Annotated in this window: 15 protein-coding genes; 13 read left to right on the forward strand and 2 right to left on the reverse strand. The window is 62.8% G+C overall.

All coding sequences use genetic code 11. The features are described from left to right. Positions 1-152 precede the first annotated feature (152 nt). From ACP16H_RS17055 to ACP16H_RS17090, 8 genes are all read left to right on the forward strand, one after another. On the forward strand, positions 153-692 hold the full coding sequence (locus ACP16H_RS17055; protein WP_425073456.1) for a toxin-activating lysine-acyltransferase: 540 nt from the start codon (positions 153-155) through the stop codon (positions 690-692). A 3-nt stretch (positions 693-695) separates the two neighbouring features. Next, on the forward strand, positions 696-1,580 hold the full coding sequence (locus tag ACP16H_RS17060; protein WP_425073457.1) for an alpha/beta fold hydrolase: 885 nt from the start codon (positions 696-698) through the stop codon (positions 1,578-1,580). 110 nt (positions 1,581-1,690) lie between these two features. After that, a complete protein-coding gene (locus tag ACP16H_RS17065; RefSeq protein ID WP_425073458.1) occupies positions 1,691-2,302 on the forward strand; it encodes a glutathione S-transferase family protein in 612 nt (203 codons plus the stop codon). Between the two features lie 224 nt (positions 2,303-2,526). Continuing rightward, positions 2,527-2,748: an SH3 domain-containing protein gene (locus ACP16H_RS17070; protein ID WP_425073459.1), complete on the forward strand. Its 222-nt coding sequence runs from the start codon at positions 2,527-2,529 to the stop codon at positions 2,746-2,748. A 117-nt stretch (positions 2,749-2,865) separates the two neighbouring features. Further along, positions 2,866-4,053 (forward strand): efflux RND transporter periplasmic adaptor subunit, encoded by a 1,188-nt coding sequence (locus tag ACP16H_RS17075; RefSeq protein ID WP_425073460.1) that lies wholly within the window; start codon positions 2,866-2,868, stop codon positions 4,051-4,053. Positions 4,054-4,056: 3 nt separating this feature from the next. Continuing rightward, positions 4,057-7,149: an efflux RND transporter permease subunit gene (locus ACP16H_RS17080; RefSeq protein WP_425073461.1), complete on the forward strand. Its 3,093-nt coding sequence runs from the start codon at positions 4,057-4,059 to the stop codon at positions 7,147-7,149. A gap of 89 nt (positions 7,150-7,238) precedes the next feature. Next, complete coding sequence (locus ACP16H_RS17085) at positions 7,239-7,568, forward strand: hypothetical protein (RefSeq protein WP_425073462.1); 330 nt, start codon at positions 7,239-7,241, stop codon at positions 7,566-7,568. A gap of 8 nt (positions 7,569-7,576) precedes the next feature. Beyond that, complete coding sequence (locus ACP16H_RS17090) at positions 7,577-9,466, forward strand: pyrroloquinoline quinone-dependent dehydrogenase (protein WP_425073463.1); 1,890 nt, start codon at positions 7,577-7,579, stop codon at positions 9,464-9,466. Here the strand turns inward: ACP16H_RS17090 and ACP16H_RS17095 are convergent. Next, positions 9,448-10,401, reverse strand: a complete 954-nt coding sequence (locus ACP16H_RS17095) for an aminotransferase class IV (protein ID WP_425073464.1) — start codon at positions 10,399-10,401, stop codon at positions 9,448-9,450. The two genes, ACP16H_RS17090 and ACP16H_RS17095, sit on opposite strands and share 19 nt — an antisense overlap. Next, positions 10,398-11,120: an HAD family hydrolase gene (locus ACP16H_RS17100; RefSeq protein ID WP_425073465.1), complete on the reverse strand. Its 723-nt coding sequence runs from the start codon at positions 11,118-11,120 to the stop codon at positions 10,398-10,400. Before ACP16H_RS17100 ends, ACP16H_RS17095 begins: the two co-directional genes overlap by 4 nt. A 194-nt stretch (positions 11,121-11,314) precedes the next feature. Between ACP16H_RS17100 and ACP16H_RS17105 the strand changes: the two genes are divergently transcribed. The 5 genes from ACP16H_RS17105 to ACP16H_RS17125 all read left to right on the forward strand — a co-directional run bounded on the left by ACP16H_RS17105 (position 11,315) and on the right by ACP16H_RS17125 (position 16,565). Continuing rightward, complete coding sequence (locus ACP16H_RS17105) at positions 11,315-11,512, forward strand: hypothetical protein (RefSeq protein WP_425073466.1); 198 nt, start codon at positions 11,315-11,317, stop codon at positions 11,510-11,512. Positions 11,513-11,639: 127 nt separating this feature from the next. After that, on the forward strand, positions 11,640-12,422 hold the full coding sequence (locus tag ACP16H_RS17110; protein ID WP_425073467.1) for a hypothetical protein: 783 nt from the start codon (positions 11,640-11,642) through the stop codon (positions 12,420-12,422). An 83-nt stretch (positions 12,423-12,505) separates the two neighbouring features. Beyond that, on the forward strand, positions 12,506-12,979 hold the full coding sequence (locus tag ACP16H_RS17115) for a MarR family winged helix-turn-helix transcriptional regulator (protein WP_425073468.1): 474 nt from the start codon (positions 12,506-12,508) through the stop codon (positions 12,977-12,979). 75 nt (positions 12,980-13,054) lie between these two features. Continuing rightward, positions 13,055-14,230 (forward strand): cytochrome P450, encoded by a 1,176-nt coding sequence (locus ACP16H_RS17120; RefSeq protein ID WP_425073469.1) that lies wholly within the window; start codon positions 13,055-13,057, stop codon positions 14,228-14,230. A gap of 175 nt (positions 14,231-14,405) precedes the next feature. Beyond that, positions 14,406-16,565, forward strand: a complete 2,160-nt coding sequence (locus ACP16H_RS17125) for a malate synthase G (protein ID WP_425073470.1) — start codon at positions 14,406-14,408, stop codon at positions 16,563-16,565. Positions 16,566-16,622: the final 57 nt, after the last annotated feature.

Consider the following 16,622-nt stretch of genomic DNA (forward strand, 5'->3'; position numbering starts at 1 on the left):
AAAGCATTCGGGGTCCGCCTGTCCGGCGGGACAGACGGCGGACGCACGGCGCCATGATCGAAGCGGTCCGGTTCGGCCGGTAATTTGCATATTCGCATTGCGTGGCGGGTTTTTACCCCTGATAGTTTCTCCATTCCACAAGGAGATTTTTCATGACCGATACCTCGCAGGATGCAGCAACCCCAGAGATCGACCCGGCCGTTCTGGCCAAGCTGAATGAGCTGCGCAGCCACGTACGCCAGACCTACGGTCACGTTGTCATGGCAATGATGGCGCTGCCGCGTTACCGTCACCAGACCTTGGCGGATCTGCAGCATCTGGTCCTTGATCCGCTGGTCCATGACCGCATCGCAATCGCCTACTCCAGAAAGGCCGAGGGCGATGTCCAGCCCGACGTTGCCGGAATGGCGATCTGGGCAAGCGTGTCCGAGGAGGTCGATGCCAAGATCCGAGAGCAGATAAAGGGAGGCGCGTTTCCAATCCGCCTCAAGCAGAACGAATGGAACTCCGGTGACATCAACTGGTTGCTCGACATCCTGTCGACGGATCGCAAGACGACCGGGTCGGTGCTTGCCAACTTCAAGCAAGTGGTAAAGGACGGTGAGCTGCGCCTGCACCCCTTGGTCGGAAAGTTGATCGAACCCGAGATGTTGGAAAAGATCAGCCGCAAGCCGGAGCCGGTCGAAGACTGACAGATGAGCGATGTGATACAGGTTGCAAGCCCCTGTGCGTGGGAGGTCGACGGTCTGACCTATCGCGGTCTCGCATGGGGCCCAAGGGACGGACGTCCGGTGCTGGCATTGCACGGCTGGATGGATCACGCCGACAGCTTTGGCGTGATCGCACCCTTGCTGACGGGTTGCCATGTCGTCGCCCTCGACCTGAGCGGGCAGGGCATGAGCGATCATCGGGTCGCGCATGCCAGTTACAATCTTTGGGACGACCTCCCGCAGATTGCCAGCATACTGGAGCTGCTTGGCTGGGACCGTTGCGTTATGATGGGGCATTCGCGCGGGGCCAATATCGCGACATTGTTTGCGGCGGCACAGCCCGATCGGGTGAACGCACTGGTGGCGCTTGATTCTCTGGTGCCTGAACCGAGCGACCTCACCATCGTCGAAACCCTGTCCGCCTTTGTTACGCAGACAAAGCGCCAGATGGCACGACCGCCACGATCATTTGCCAGCCGCGAGGAATATCTGGAACGCAGAGCGGCGCAGGGAAATGCGACTGCGGTTTCCGAACGTCTGGCGGACAGAGCACTGATGGAAACATCCGATGGCTTCATCCTGCGCGGAGATCCGCGGCTGTTCGCCAGTTCGGCAGTGAAACTCGATCAAAAGGACGTCGAGGACGTTCTGGCAGCCTTAAGCTGTCCGGTCCTGAATGTCTGGGCGCGCCACGGGATCAAGAGCACTCGCGCGAAAATTCTGGCCACCGCCCGGCTGGCCGAGGAGCGGGTGGCTGACTACCGCAGCCTGGACATCGACGGCGACCATCACTTCCACATGGCGCCTGACGCAGCGGCACATATTGCCGACACCATCCTCGAGTTTTTGGGTCACAATAGTACGGCATAGAATGCGGATTCTAACGCGTTTCGACATGTTTCCGCGACCTGATTCACATTTTGCGATTGACGTCGGGATCGACCAGAGCAACCTGTGAGCGAGCAATCAGGACAGTAGATATGGCCCTCCACCTTTACGGACACCCCGACTCCGGCCACGCGTGCAAGGTCGCGCTGGCGCTGTCATTGGCGGAACTGGATCACCGGGTGACCCGGATCGACATTTGGGCCGCCCCGGAGACGCGCCCCGCGGAATTCCTTGCCATCAGCCCATTTGCGGAAGTGCCGGTTCTGGTTCTTGACGGCGCTCCGATATTTCAGAGTGGCGCAATCCTCATGGAGATCGCCCAAAAGTTCGGAGTTCTGGGCGGAGACACCTTCGAAGGCCGGCGTCGCGGGCGCGAAATCCTCATGTGGGAAGCCAACCGGATCGGCATGTGTCTCCCGCAATTGAAGGAAGCCCGCCGACCGGGAAGCGATGGCCTGCCAGTGGACGTTGTGACGTGGCTGACCAACCGATACAATACGGATTGCGCGAACTTCGCCCGACTGAAGCGAGACGCGCCATTCCTGCACGGCGACACGCCCGGCATCGGTGACTGTGCCGTATGGGGCTACTGCCAATGGTTGGCCGAGGCAGGTGTCGACGCGACGCCAGCCCTTGCGGACTGGCTGGCAAACATGCGCGCCCTGCCTGCGATGAAGTCACCGACCGCGTTTTTCCCGGACTGACCCGCCAAGCGCGACGGCGTTCATTCCTGCCGGCTGCCCGACAGCCCGCCACCAATGAGCGATGCCCCGCCACGTCAGGTGACTGCCAACGTTCCTTTCTCTCCCGTAGCGCGCTAGGCTGGAACTGAGGCAGACGACAGGAGAAAACAATGCGCAAGGCTAGAACTCCGGCGCTTATGGCAACTTGTTTGGGAATCATCCTTGCAGGTCCGGCAGCCGCCTGGATGGACAAGTACGAAGTGTTCGGCGTCGAAGAGGACGACATGCTGAAGATGCGGTCGGGTCCGGGCACCGGGTTTACGGTCATCGTGGGGTTGCCCAACAAGGCGGTGGTGCGGGTGATGAACTGCGAACGCACAGGGGCGACGAAGTGGTGCAAGGTGGCGCTGGATGTGGCACCCGGCCTCAAAGGGTATGTTTCCGAGGCATATATCCGAAAATATTGAGCGCCAACGCCGCGTTGTGCGCCGCTGCGGTGCAGCATGTGCGGAGATGCGCGACGGAAGCGGGCAAGGGGCGCGTTATGTATCAAATACATGCCGCGCCCTAGCCAAGAGATTTCCATGCCGCTTCCCGCCGTTCGCCTGATGACGATTGTCCAGATTTTACTGGTTTCCCTCTGCACTTCGCCCGTCGCAACGGGGGCCCTGGCCCAGCCGATGCCGGGGCAGGCGGGTCCGACCGAGGTCGGCGTGGTGACCTTGGAAGAGGCCAGCGTGCCATTTTCGGTGACCCTGCCGGGTCGCGCGGTCGCCAGTGCGCAGACAGATATCCGGCCACGCGTCGGCGGCATGATAGAAGAGATCGCCTACGAGCCGGGCAGCCGCGTCGAGGCGGGCGACGTCTTGTTCCGGCTCGAGGCCGCCACCTACGAGGCAGCCCTTGCGGCAGCCCAGGCTCAGAAAACCGGCGCCGAAGTGGCCGTCAGTACAGCCGAAGCCACCGTCAGCCGTTATGCGCGACTGGAGGGCACCGGCGTGACAACCGGTGATCTGCAAACGGCGCAGGCAAGTCTGGCGCAGGCGCAGGCAACGCTCAGCGCAGCCGAGGCAGACCTTCAGACGGCACAGTTGAATCTTGACAGGGTGACGATCCGCAGCCCGATTGCCGGCATCGTCGGCGTCAGCGCGGTCTCCATCGGGGCCATTGTCACGGCCAACCAAGCCGATGCGCTGACCACTGTCACTGCGACGGACCCGATCTACGTCGATGTGGCCGAAAGCTCGGCCCGGATCATGCGCGTGCGGGCTCAGTTGAGCAGCGGGGCCCTGCAGCCGGGTGATCGCCTCGAGGCGGTTCTGACGCTGGAGAACGGGGCGACGTATTCCGATACGGGCGCCTTGGTGACCCCGGGTCTGGAGGTGTCAACCACCACCGGCGCGGTGGACATGCGCTTTCAGTTCGACAACCCTGACCGGATGATCCTGCCCGGCCAATTTCTGCGGGTGCAGATCACCATCGGCCAGCGGCGGGCCGTATTGGTCCCCCAGCGCGCTACGGAACGGCAGTCGGACGGATTGTTGACAGTCTATGTCGCCGAGGATGGTGTCGCCCGTCAGGTGACCCTGAGCACGTCGGGGACCTATCAGAATGCCTGGATCGTCACCGATGGCGTGGTGGCCGGTCAGGCCGTCATCGTCGACGGGCTGACGAACCTGCGTGGCGGTGCAGAAGTCCGTCCCGTTCCGGTGACGATCAACGCGCAGGGCGTTGTCGAGGACCTCTCCGAGACTCCGGCAGTAGGTCAGTAAGCCATGGCACAGTTCTTCATTCACCGCCCGGTTTTCGCCTGGGTGCTGGCCATCGTGACCATGCTCGCCGGGCTCTTCGCTTTCACTCAGTTGCCCGTGTCACAATACCCGGACATTGCGCCGACGACGGTGCGGGTCTCGGCCAGCTACTCGGGTGCCACTGCGACAGCGGTCGAGAATTCCGTGACCTCGGTCATCGAAGACGCCATGACCGGCATCGACGGTGTGCTTTACATGGAAAGCACCTCGCGCGAGGGACGCTCGTCGATTTCACTGACCTTTGACGAAAGCATCGACCCGATTGACGCTCAGAACAACGTGCAGTCACAGGTCAGCCAGGTCGAGGGTCGCCTGCCGGACGCGGTGCAATCCTCCGGCGTGTCCGTTTCGCGGTCGACCTCTTCGATCCTGATGGTGGGCGCTATCGTATCACCGGACGGGCGCTACTCCACGATCGAGTTGGGTGACATCCTCGACAACCAGATCTCCGGTCCGGTGCAGCGCACGGATGGGGTCGGGGGCATCAACGTCTTTGGCTCAGGCTATGCCTTGCGTGTCTGGCTCGATCCCCTCAGCCTGTATGAATACCAGCTGACGCCAGCAGACGTGACAAGCGCCATCGCGGCCCAGAACACTACGATCTCCGTCGGGTCCCTGGGCGACTTGCCGGTGATCGAAGGCCAACAGTTCACCGCGACGATCACGGCACAAAGCCAGCTGACCTCGGTCGAAGAGTTCGAAGGCATCCTTCTGAAGTCCGCCGAAGATGGCGCGCAGGTGACATTGGGCGATGTGGCACGGATCGAGATCGGGCAGGAAAGCTATGGCACGAACTCGCGCTTCAACGGGGTGAATGCTGCGGGCTTTGGCGTGAACCTCGCCACGGGGGCCAATGCCGTGGACACGGCTGCAGCGGTGCGGGCCACGCTGGACGGGCTGACCGCCTCGCTCCGCGATGGGGTCGAGATCGAATACGCCTACGACACCTCGCCCTTTGTCAAGCTGTCCATCGAGAAGGTCTATCACACATTGGCCGAGGCGGTGGTGCTGGTCTTCCTCGTGATCCTGATCTTCCTGCAAAAATGGCGCGCAACACTGATACCGATCATCGCCGTGCCCGTGGTGCTGGCGGGCACCTTCGCGACGTTGGCGCTGCTGGGCTACAGCATAAACACGTTGACCATGTTCGCCATGGTGCTGGCCATCGGCCTGCTGGTGGACGACGCCATCGTGGTTGTGGAAAATGTCGAACGGGTGATGCAGGAAGACGGCCTTGGCGCGATGGAGGCGACGGAAAAGGGGATGCGCCAGATCACCGGGGCGGTGGTTGGCATCGCGCTGGTCCTGTCGGCGGTGTTCCTGCCCATGGCGTTTTTTGGCGGGTCTACCGGCGTGATCTACCGACAGTTTTCGGTGACGATCATCTCGGCCATGGTCCTGTCGGCGCTTGTCGCGCTGATCCTGACGCCCGCGCTGACCGCGTCGATGTTGCGGCCCGGTCACGGCGAGGGAATCGCGCCCGCGCGGTGGTTCAATGCAGGGTTTGAACGGGTGACAAATGGGTATGCCCGGACGGTCGGTGCGCTGGGGAAGGTCTCGCTGCTGGCGCTGGCGATCATTGCGGCACTGGGTGTCTGCGCCGGACTGATGGTGCAACGCCTTCCGTCCTCCTTCCTGCCGCAAGAAGATCAGGGCGTTCTGATGGCCATGGTGAACCTGTCAGAAGGCACGACGACGGCGCAGACCGCTCAGGTGGTCGAGCAGATCGAAACCTATTTGCGCACCGAGGAAAGCGAGGCCGTGGAAAGCAGTTTTGCCACCTTGGGCTTCGGCTTTGGCGGGTCCGGGCAGAACATGGCGATGATCTTCGTCAAGCTGCGGGATTTCGAGGACCGGGACTCGCAGGACGCCGCCGCATCGGCGGTGGTCGGGCGGGCAACGGCAAGGTTCGGCAACCTGCGTGCTGGCCGCGTGATGTTCTCGCAGCCGCCGTCGATCCCCGGGCTGGGCAACACCTCCGGGTTCTCCATGTACCTCGTGGACTATGGCAACACCGGCGGCGAGGCGCTGCGTGCAGCGGCGAGCGCACTGGAACAGACTGCCACGGCGGACGGGCGTTTTTCCAACATTCGCGCGTCGGGTATCGACAGCGAGGCCGTGCTGCGCATCGACATCGACCAGCAGAAAGCCGAGAGCTTCGGCGTGTCGGTTTCTGCGGTCAATTCCGCGCTCTCGACGATCTTTGCGGGCTCCAACGTGAACGACTTCGACATGAACGGTTCCCTGCGGCCGGTGATCGTACAGGGCGAGGCCGCAAACCGAATGCAGCCGGAGGATATCGAGCAGTGGTACGCTGTAAACAGTTCGGGCGAGATGGTGAGTTACGCCAGCTTCATGACGACGCACTGGGTGTCCACGACGCCGTCGCTGGCGCGGATCGACGGGGTCTCGGCGATCTCCATCAGCGGAAGCCCGGCAGCGGGCGTGTCTTCAGGAGCCGCCATGGATGCCATCGCCGAGCTGGCCGCTGACCTGCCGGGGGGATACGGCGTGGCATGGACGGGCCTCAGCTATCAAGAGCAGCAGTCTGGAAATCAGGCCCCCTTCCTCTATGCCCTGTCGGCGTTGGTGGTCTTTCTGTCCCTGGCTGCGCTTTATGAAAGCTGGACGATCCCAGTTGCGGTCATGCTGTCCGTACCGGTCGGTATCGCAGGTGCCTTGGCCTTTGCCCTGATCTTCGGGCAATCGAACGACGTCTATTTCAAGGTGGGCATCCTCACCACAATCGGTCTGGCAGCCAAGAACGCCATCCTGATCGTCGAATTCGCCCGCGATCTGGAAGTTGCAGGACGCAGCGCCTTCGATGCTGCGGTCGAGGCCGCCCGGATGCGCCTGAGGCCGATCCTGATGACGTCGCTGGCCTTCATGTTCGGGGTCCTGCCCCTTGCCATCGCCAGCGGGGCAGGGGCAAAGGCTCAGAATGCCATCGGCATCGCGGTTCTGGGCGGCATGACCTCGGCAACGCTCATCGGGATTTTCATTGTGCCGGCCTGTTATGTGCTGGTGCGCCGGATTTCTGGCGGGAAACTAAGCTGACAGGCCCGAACCTCGGCAATCGACGCCCGTCGGGTGGGAACCTTTCCCATACGACAGGCGTTTTCCTTTGAAAAATCAAAGGATTTGCCATGACTTTATCCCGCTCTCCGGGTTTGGTGGCGTTCACGGCGGCCGCCGCCCTGGCTCTGTGTATCGCCATATATAACTTCGTCGCCGACGTCGGCATCGCTGGCACGCCCGGCGCAGGGCTTGCGGTCTTCGGCACTTTTGCGCTTGCGGGCGCCGGTCTGCTACTGATCGCAAGGAATCTGCCCGCCTGGGCGCAGAAAGTCTTCTACGTCCTCATCGGTCTTGGGCTGTTGGGCACGATGCTCGCTGCATGGTTCCTGCATGCCTGGCTCGTGCTGGCCCTCCTCGTGGTGGCCGCCTTTGCCTTTGTCATTTCCTTCTTCCTGTGAGGTTTCCCGTGACTTTCATCCGCACACTCGCCCTGACGACGGTTCTGCCGCTGTCTGCCATGGCACAGGACGCCGACTGGACAGGCTTTCACGGCAATCTCGCCAGCCAGAAGTTTTCGCCCCTGACCCAGATCACGCCGGATAACGTCGACCAGTTGGAGCGCGCGTGGGAAATCCACACCGGCGACCTGTCCCTTGGTGATGGCGACCTGCCAAAGACCATCTGGTCTGCGACACCCATCTACGCAAACGACACGCTGTACCTCGGGACGCCCTTCTACCGTATCCTCGCGCTCGATCCCGCGACGGGAGAGCAGAAATGGACGTTCGATACGAAGTCGACCCTTGAGGCCCTGACACAGCCGGGCCTGAAGAACCGTGGCGTGACCTATTGGGAAGCCGAAGAACCGACAGGTCAGGCCTGTGACAAGGCGGTTTACATCGGCACCATGGATGCGCGCCTGTTCGCGGTGGATGCGGAGAGCGGCGAACCCTGCGCCGCCTTCGCCGACAACGGCCAGCTGGACGTCAACCAATGGAACACCACCAACGATCGCTGGCCCCTGTCGCTGCTGCAACCGCCCACCGCCTACAAGGACAAGCTGTTCATCGGTTGGGCTGGCAAGGACTGGGAATTTGCCGAAGCGCCTCCCGGCACGGTCTTCGCCGTCGACGCCCGCACGGGCGAGCTTGACTGGACAGTGGAGTTCATCCCCGAAGAGATCCGGGCAAGGACCGGCACCTCCAACGTCTGGACCGCGATGACCGTCGACGAAGAACGCGGCATCCTCTACCTGCCGGTGTCCTCGCCTTCGCCGAACTACTGGGGTGGCAATCGGACCGAGGACATTCCCATGGCAACTTCGGTCACGGCGGTTGATACCGAGACCGGCAATATCCTCTGGTCGCGCCAACTGGTTCACCACGACATCTGGGACTACGATACCAATGCGGCACCGACGCTTGTCGATCTGACGGTGAACGGCGAACAGGTGCCCGCACTGGTGCAGACCTCGAAGCAAGGGATGCTCTACGTCCTGAATCGCGAAACCGGCGAGCCGATCTTTGATTGGGAAGAGCGCCCGGTCCCCGCCTCCACAGCCCAGGGCGAGCAGGCTGCGCCGACCCAACCCTTCGTCACCACGCCGGAGCCGCCGAACAGTTCGACCGAATGGCCCGGCGTCTGGCCGCTGGCGGACATCCTGTCCTTTGGGTATTGCTCGCGCAAAGCGGCGCAGCTTGAATACAAGGGCCTCTATACCCCGCCCTCGGAATCCGGGGCGCTGATCTATCCCGGCACGGCGGGCGGCATGCAGTGGGGCGGCGGGGCGGTGAACCCGGAAACCGGGCTCTATTACGTAAACACCTCGCGCGTTGTGCAGATCCTCGAACTTCTGCCGCGCGAGGAATACGAACAGGTCGCAGGCGGGGCCGGGAACGAAAGCGGCTTCTACCCGCAACAGGGTGCGCCCTACGGGTTCGAGCTGACCAACTTCGTGACACCCACGCTGGGCATTCCCTGCTGGAAACCGCCTTTCGGGACGCTGAACGCCTACGATTTGAACACCGGTGAAAAGATGTGGGAAACCCCCTTTGGCGCGGTGCAGCAATGGGGCTTCTACATGCCCGAAGGCTGGGGCACGCCGAACATCGGTGGACCAGCGCTGACGGCATCCGGCCTTCTGTTCATCGGCGCGTCGATGGACGACCGCGTGCGCGCCATTGACGCCGCCAGCGGCAAGGTCTTGTGGTCCGACCTGCTTGAGGCTCCCGTTGTGGCCAACCCGGCAGTGTTCGAACACGAGGGCGCGCAATACGTGGTTTTCGTCTCGGGCGGGAATACGATCCTGAAACCCGAGGTCTCGGATCAGGTCGTCGCCTACAGGCTGCCGCGCTGACGGGCGGTCTTTTGCGCTGAGACCGTGCGCTGTACCAGATCCTTGTACAGCGCGCGGATGCGGGCGGTCACGGGACTGTCTCCGCTGCCGATGGTCTTGCCGTCGATGCTTGCCACGCGTGTCTGCGCGCCGAAGGTGCCGGTCAGAAAGGCCTCGTCGGCGCTGTAAGCCTCGTAAAGCGAGAAGTTCTTCTGAAAGATGGGGATGCCCTCTTCGCGGCACAGCGCAATGACATTGGCCCGCGTGACGCCGTTCATGCAGTAATCTCCGGTCGAGGTCCAAACCTCGCCCCGACGCACGATGAAGAAGTTGCAGGCATTCGTCGTGTTCACAAAGCCATTCGGGTCCAGCATCAATCCTTCGTCCGCACCCGCTGCCTCCGCCTGAAGGCAGGCAATCACGCAGTTGAGTTTTGAGTGGCTGTTGAACTTCGGGTCCTGTGCATGGGGCAGCCCGCGCACCTGCGGCACGCTGGCAAGATGGATGCCCCGCGACAGGCCCGTCGCGGGGACAGAGTGCTCCACGATGGCGACGATGGTTGGCCCCCAGCGCGACAGCGAGGGGTGCTGGAAAGGCTTCGCCTTGCGTCCGCGCGTGACCATCAGGCGGCAGTGCGCATCACCGGTCATGCCGTTTGCCGCTGCGGTTTCGTCCAGAAGGGCGCGGATCTCTTCGCGTGTCTTCCCGATGTCGAGGTCGACCGCCTTGCATGAGCCAAACAGCCGATCCATGTGGGCATCGAAGAACGCCCATTCGCCGTTGTACAGCCGCATGCCCTCCCACATACCGTCCCCCAGCAGAAAGCCGGAGTCGTAGACCGATACGACGGCCTGATCCTTTGGCACCAACCGCCCGTTGACGTGGATCAGGATGTGATCGTTGCGCGGGTCGTGTTCGCTGTCATGCGTTGTTTGGCCCGAAGTCAGGTCGATCATGCGGTCAGCGCCTCCGCGCGCATCTCTTTGTAGCAGGGCAGGGCGGCATCGTGGATCGCCTGCAAGGCCGGGGGCAGGTCGGGCAATGGCCCCTCAGCTCCGGCAAACCCGGTGGACCGGTGCACGGCATCGTACCAGTGGGCAGCCCAGACCCCGTCACCGGGATGGCCTCCGGCAGGCCAGGACAGCATGGCCGGGTCAAAATCAATCCCCAGCCGCGCGCACAGGGCCCGCAGCATCACCTCAGGCGCACGGCGGATATCGGCACTGTCCACCACCGTCACTGGCAACCCCATGGCCTTGACCTGCGCAAAGATCTCGACCTGCTGGACAAAACCGATGTCCTCCAGCGTCGCCCGTTCGCGTTTCTGGTCGTAACTCGCCAGCACACGTGAGGGGTGACGGATCAGGAAGACGTGACGCACCTGCGTAAACCAGTCCCGCGGCACGCCGGGGATCATGTGGTGGGTCATGTGCTTCTGGTAGAACAAAGGCTTGTCCGCCGCCCCGCCACACAGCCGCGCGACGCGGGCCGGGTCGGTTTCACCTGCGGCGATGATCTCCTCGCGCATGGGATGGTCGAGGCCCGTCATTCTCAGGTAGGCCGCGTAGAACGGTTCGTCCCACACTGCGCAATCGGCCCGCGCGCCAAAGCTGTACATCATGGCTGTGGACAGGTTGCGCGGACCCGACCACATCGCAATGTTTCCGATCTGCATGCTGGCTCCCACGAGGTTCACGCGGATGGTGACCCTGAAACCGTCCGTGCGCAAGACGCCGGAAATAGGGCAGCCAAAGGGGCGGAATTTCCAATTATTAGCACACGATAAAGCATGTTTTGTCACGGGAGCGCCAGATTTGCCACGCACCCTTTGGGCGAAATGCACTCTGACAGACAGACCCGGAGGAACTCATGCCGGTAGACTTCACCATTATCCTGATCGCTTTCGCGGGATGTTCGGCACTGCTTTTGCGCTACGTCCTTGCTCTTGTCCTTCCCGAGGACAGCCGCCTGAACCGCCTGCTGGACGGGTACGGCCAGGACCGCCGCCCAGCGGCATCCGCCTGGCGCAGCGCCCTCGAAGCGCAACGGATGGCAGGCGCCGACTGATCCCGAACCTTGCCGATTTGCCATGCTCCCGGAACGTCTTTCTGTGGCGGCATGGCAAGGATTGAAACCGCCCGACGCTTGCGGTTCTGATGGGCCTCCGAGGCAGAATCAGAGCGGAGCTTGAACCGTGGAGCATCAGATCATCACGGGCGGAACCCGTGTCGGCAGCACGGCCGAATTGCGTGTGATCGCGGCAACCAGCACGCGGCTTCCGATGGGCCCGCGCCCGTCCGACCGTGAGGACAGTCGCCGCCGTAGCCGTTACCTCCTGATTGCACATCCGCGGAAGGGCCTTGTGCTTGTGGACAGCGGTGTTGGTCCCTCGATGATCCCGACAAGGGGACGCGGTCTCACGCCGATCGGCTTGCTCAGCCCTTGGGATCTGTTGGCCTCCATCGAGGTTTCGCCGATCCATCTGACCGCTGCTGTCGTGACCGGACCAGAAGAAGACCGGCTGTGCAACCTTGCACGGTTGCCCGCCGGAGTTCCGGTGTTTTGCGATGATCGCCTGCGCCGCAAGGCGACGTCGGGCGGCGTGGTCTCTCGCGTGTCGCGCAATCCTGCGGCCTTGCTGGGACGGGCCGAGGCAAGCTTGCAATCGCTGCATGTCCTGCCGCGCGTGTCGTGGCTTGGGGTCGAGGGGCATGACCTCTTCGGAGACGGATCCTGCCTGTTGATACCTCTTGATGACCGGCCCACCGGCAGCCTCGCCTTGCTGATGCCGCAGGTCGAGCGTATCGCGCACCCTCTGGTTTATCTGACCCGTCCCGATCTGCAGATAACAGCGGAGAACGGACGCCGCGCTCTGGAGACCATGCCGCCGACGATCCGCCGTCTCATGAAGCTGGATTGCCGTGTTCTGCATTCCGCTGATCCGGCTCCAACGGAAATAGATGTCATCGAGATCTGACGCAAAACTCTTCACAGGTAAATACTTTACGAGGAAACTGTTTCTGCCTATCGTCGGCCTGACCATGGCCTTGGGAGGGGCGCGTGAGCGAAGCATTGGCTGAAACAGACGAAGTGTTGTCGTTGGGAGAGTTGGAGAAATCCATCGGTTTCCTCCTGCGCATCTCGCAGCTGCGCAGCTACGAACGGTTCTACGCGGCCTTCGCGGAAAGCGATCTCAGACCCGGAGAGTTCTCGGTTCTCTGGGTGATCCGGCGCAATCCCGGTGTGCGGCAGGGGCTGGTGGCCGAAACGCTCGGGATCAAGCCTGCCCAAATGACGAAGATGATCCGCCGGATCGAGGATCAGGGCCGTATTCGCAGGGTCATTCCTGACGATGACCGGCGCTCCGTACGGTTGTTCCTGACCGAGGACGGCGAGGCCTTTACCTCCGCTCACCGCGAAAAGTTCTTCGGTCAGGATGATTACCATCGTCACGGGATGACCGAGAAAGATGCGCGCGAATTGGCGCGTTTGCTGCAAAACTACAGTGGATTTCGACGGCCGGCACCTGAGTAAGGCGGCCGGACAGACAAGGACCGCGCCCACGCAAAGCCAGGGAGGGCAGGGTGCGGACAAGGGGAGAGAAACAACATGCCTTTGGCACCGGTAGACACAGACATCACGATCGACCAGCTGACCTGGGATCCATACCCGATCTACAAGCGCCTGCGCGCCGAGGCCCCCGTCACGCGGGTGGAGTCGGTGAAGCGCACGCTTCTGACAAAGGCCGACGACTGCCGCGCCGCAAAGGACAATCCGGTTCTGTTCAGTTCTAACGACCCGTCGACGCCGATGGAGAAGGCCTTCGAGGCGCATACCCTGATGCGCAAGGACGGCGAGGAACACATGCGCGAGCGCATGGCCATGATGCCGACCTTTTCCGCGCGGAACCTGAAAACCATCTGGGCACCGTCATACGAGGCGCATGCAAAGGCTTATCTCGATCGCCTGCCTCGCGACGAGGTGGTGGACCTCTTCCCGCTTCTGGCCGGGCCGCTGGCCTCGCGTATCCTGGCCGAGGTGCTGGGGATTCCCGACGCCACCGATGACGAGATGCAACACTGGTCGCAGGCATTGATTGATGGCGCGGGCAACTTCGGGTGGTTCGACGAACCCTTTGAACGGGTGGCTCAGGCCAACGTCGTGATGAACCGCTGCATCGAGGGTAACGTGGCGCGGCTGAAGGCCGAGCCGGACCAATCCGCGCTGTCGGTCATGATAAACGCCGAGGACCCGATCGCCTGGAGCCAGATCGTCGCCAACATCAAGATCGCCATTGGCGGCGGCATCAACGAACCACGGGACGCACTGCTGACGATCATCTACGGGTTGCTCACCAACCCCGACCAGTTCGAGGAGGTCAAGCGCACCGGCGATTGGTCCGCCGCCTTCGAGGAGGGCGTGCGTTGGGTCGCGCCGATCCAAGCCTCGTCCCGGCTGGCAACCGAAGACACGGAGATTCGCGGCATCACCATCCCCAAGGGCGAAGTGGTCATGACCATTCAGGCCTCGGCCAACCACGATGAGGACAGGTTCGACCGGGGTGACCTTTTCAACGTCTTCCGGGAAAAGAACGTCCATCAGAGCTTTGGCAGCGGGCCACATCACTGCATGGGCACTCACCTGTCCCGGCTGATGGTGGGCAAAATCCTTTTGCCGATGCTGTTCGAACGCTTCCCGAACATGGAACTGCCCGATCCCTCAGCGGTGAAGTTCAAGGGCTTCGGGTTCCGCGGCCCGCTCAGCCTTCCCGTCCGCCTGAACTGAGGCTATTCTCCGGATCTTCCTGAAAATCCGAAAGCGCCTTCTTGGAATTGCCTTGGAATGGCAGGGCAATTCCGCATGCCTGTTGCGGCTGCATTCTGATATGGAGGGTCAAACGGAATTGTGCACATCGGCATACCGGGCCTGACCCAGCCATGTGACCGGACAGGAGAGACCCATGCCCCAGACGCCCTTTGACAATACCCGTGAGGATCGTGCCGGACTTCAGGTGGCGGCGGGTCTTGCACATTTCATCGAGGCGGAGGTGCTTCCGGGGACCGGGATCGCGGCAGATGACCTCTGGCAAGGTCTGTCGGCGCTGGTCCATGACTTTGGCCCAAAGAACCGCGCCCTGCTGGACAAGCGCGCCACCATTCAGGGTCAGATCGACGACTGGCACCGCGCGCATCGCGACGCGCCGCATGACCGCGAGGCCTACAAGGCATTTCTGGAAGAGATCGGCTACATCGTTGCCGAGGGCGGGGATTTCACCATCCAGACCACCAATGTCGACCCCGAGATCGCCAGCGTCCCCGGCCCGCAGCTGGTGGTTCCCGTGACCAACGCGCGTTTCGTGCTGAACGCCGCCAACGCCCGCTGGGGCAGCTTCTACGACTGCCTTTATGGCACCGACGCCATGGGGCCGGTGCCGTCCGGTGCCTTTGACGACGGGCGCGGCGCGCGCGTCGTGGCCCGCGCGGCGGTCTTCCTCGACGAGGTGTTCCCGCTGGTCCAGACCAGCCATGCCACCGCGCGGCGCTACCGCGTGGTGGACGGCGTGCTGGAGGTCGACGGCGCGGGCCTGCGCGACCCGCGCGCCTTTGTCGGCTACCGGGGTAGGGCGGACGTGCCTGACGCGATCCTCTTGCGCAACAACGGCTTGCACGTGGAACTGGTGTTCGACGGCAACCACCCGATCGGGCGCGTCTCGGCCTCCGGCCTTGCGGACGTGGTGCTGGAATCGGCGGTGTCGGCGATCATCGATTGCGAGGATTCCGTTGCCTGCGTCGATGCTGAGGACAAGACCCACGCCTATCGCAACTGGCTGGGCCTGATGAAGGGCGACCTGACCGACACCTTCGAAAAGGGCGGCCGTCAGATGACCCGCCGCCTGAACGCTGACCGCAATTTCGTCGCGCCCAATGGCAAACCGCTGGCGCTGAAGGGCCGCGCGCTGCTGCTGGTGCGCAATGTCGGCCACCTCATGACCAACCCGGCGATCCTCGACCGCGACGGGGCCGAAATTTTCGAAGGGCTGATGGACGCCATGTTCACCGTCCTGATCGCCCTGCACGACCTGAAAAAGACGGACGGCAACCGCAACTCGGTCAAGGGTTCGGTCTACGTGGTCAAACCCAAGATGCACGGCCCGGAGGAAGTGGCGTTCTCCGACGCGATCTTTACCCACGTCGAAAAAGTGCTGGGCCTGCCCCAATACACCGTGAAACTCGGCATCATGGACGAGGAGCGCCGAACCTCGGTCAACCTCAAGGAATGCATCCGCGCTGCGCAGCATCGCGTGTGCTTCATCAACACCGGCTTCCTCGACCGCACGGGCGATGAAATCCACACCTCGATGGAGGCGGGGCCGTTCTCGCGCAAGGACTTCATCAAGCGCAAGTCGTGGATCACGGCTTACGAAAACCAGAACGTCGATATCGGCCTCGAATGCGGCCTGTCGGGCAAGGCGCAGATCGGCAAGGGCATGTGGGCGATCCCCGACAAGATGGCCGCCATGCTGGAGCAGAAGATCGAACATCCGCGCGCCGGGGCCACCTGTGCATGGGTGCCGTCGCCCACCGCCGCGACCCTGCACGCCACGCATTACCACAAGGTCGACGTGCTGGCGGTGCAGGCCGCCTTGGCCAAGGGCGGACGCCGCGCTTATGTCGACGCGCTGCTGGACATCCCGCTGGCGGCCTACCGCAAGTGGACCCCTGCGCAAATCCGCCGCGAGGTCGAGAACAACGCGCAGGGCATCCTCGGCTATGTGGTGCGCTGGATCGATCAGGGGGTGGGATGTTCCAAGGTGCCGGACATCAACGATGTCGGCCTGATGGAGGACCGCGCCACCTGCCGGATTTCCGCGCAGCACATCGCCAACTGGCTGCATCACGGCGTCGTGGACCGGCAGGAGGTCAGCCAGATCATGCAGCAGATGGCCGAGGTGGTGGACCGTCAGAACAAGTCCGATCCGGCCTATCGTCCCATGGCTCCGGATTTCGACGGCATCGCCTACAAGGCCGCCTGCGACCTCGTGTTCGAGGGCCGCGAGCAGCCGTCGGGCTATACCGAGCCGGTGCTGCACGCGCGACGGCTGGAATTGAAGGCACGCTGACCGCCGGGTCGCGATTTCTTTGAAAGAAATCGCCCCGGACTCTTTTCAAGAGTCCGG

Origin of the sequence: Sagittula sp. S175 (genome assembly GCF_049800975.1) — a bacterium.
Lineage (GTDB): Bacteria > Pseudomonadota > Alphaproteobacteria > Rhodobacterales > Rhodobacteraceae > Sagittula.

Coding starts and splice junctions, on each gene's coding strand:
- ACP16H_RS17055 (WP_425073456.1), top strand. CDS start 153: ATGACCGATACCTCGCAGGATGCAGCAACCCCAGAGATCGACCCGGCC.
- ACP16H_RS17060 (WP_425073457.1), top strand. CDS start 696: ATGAGCGATGTGATACAGGTTGCAAGCCCCTGTGCGTGGGAGGTCGAC.
- ACP16H_RS17065 (WP_425073458.1), top strand. CDS start 1,691: ATGGCCCTCCACCTTTACGGACACCCCGACTCCGGCCACGCGTGCAAG.
- ACP16H_RS17070 (WP_425073459.1), top strand. CDS start 2,527: ATGGACAAGTACGAAGTGTTCGGCGTCGAAGAGGACGACATGCTGAAG.
- ACP16H_RS17075 (WP_425073460.1), top strand. CDS start 2,866: ATGCCGCTTCCCGCCGTTCGCCTGATGACGATTGTCCAGATTTTACTG.
- ACP16H_RS17080 (WP_425073461.1), top strand. CDS start 4,057: ATGGCACAGTTCTTCATTCACCGCCCGGTTTTCGCCTGGGTGCTGGCC.
- ACP16H_RS17085 (WP_425073462.1), top strand. CDS start 7,239: ATGACTTTATCCCGCTCTCCGGGTTTGGTGGCGTTCACGGCGGCCGCC.
- ACP16H_RS17095 (WP_425073464.1), bottom strand. CDS start 10,401: ATGATCGACCTGACTTCGGGCCAAACAACGCATGACAGCGAACACGAC.
- ACP16H_RS17100 (WP_425073465.1), bottom strand. CDS start 11,120: ATGCAGATCGGAAACATTGCGATGTGGTCGGGTCCGCGCAACCTGTCC.
- ACP16H_RS17105 (WP_425073466.1), top strand. CDS start 11,315: ATGCCGGTAGACTTCACCATTATCCTGATCGCTTTCGCGGGATGTTCG.
- ACP16H_RS17120 (WP_425073469.1), top strand. CDS start 13,055: ATGCCTTTGGCACCGGTAGACACAGACATCACGATCGACCAGCTGACC.
- ACP16H_RS17125 (WP_425073470.1), top strand. CDS start 14,406: ATGCCCCAGACGCCCTTTGACAATACCCGTGAGGATCGTGCCGGACTT.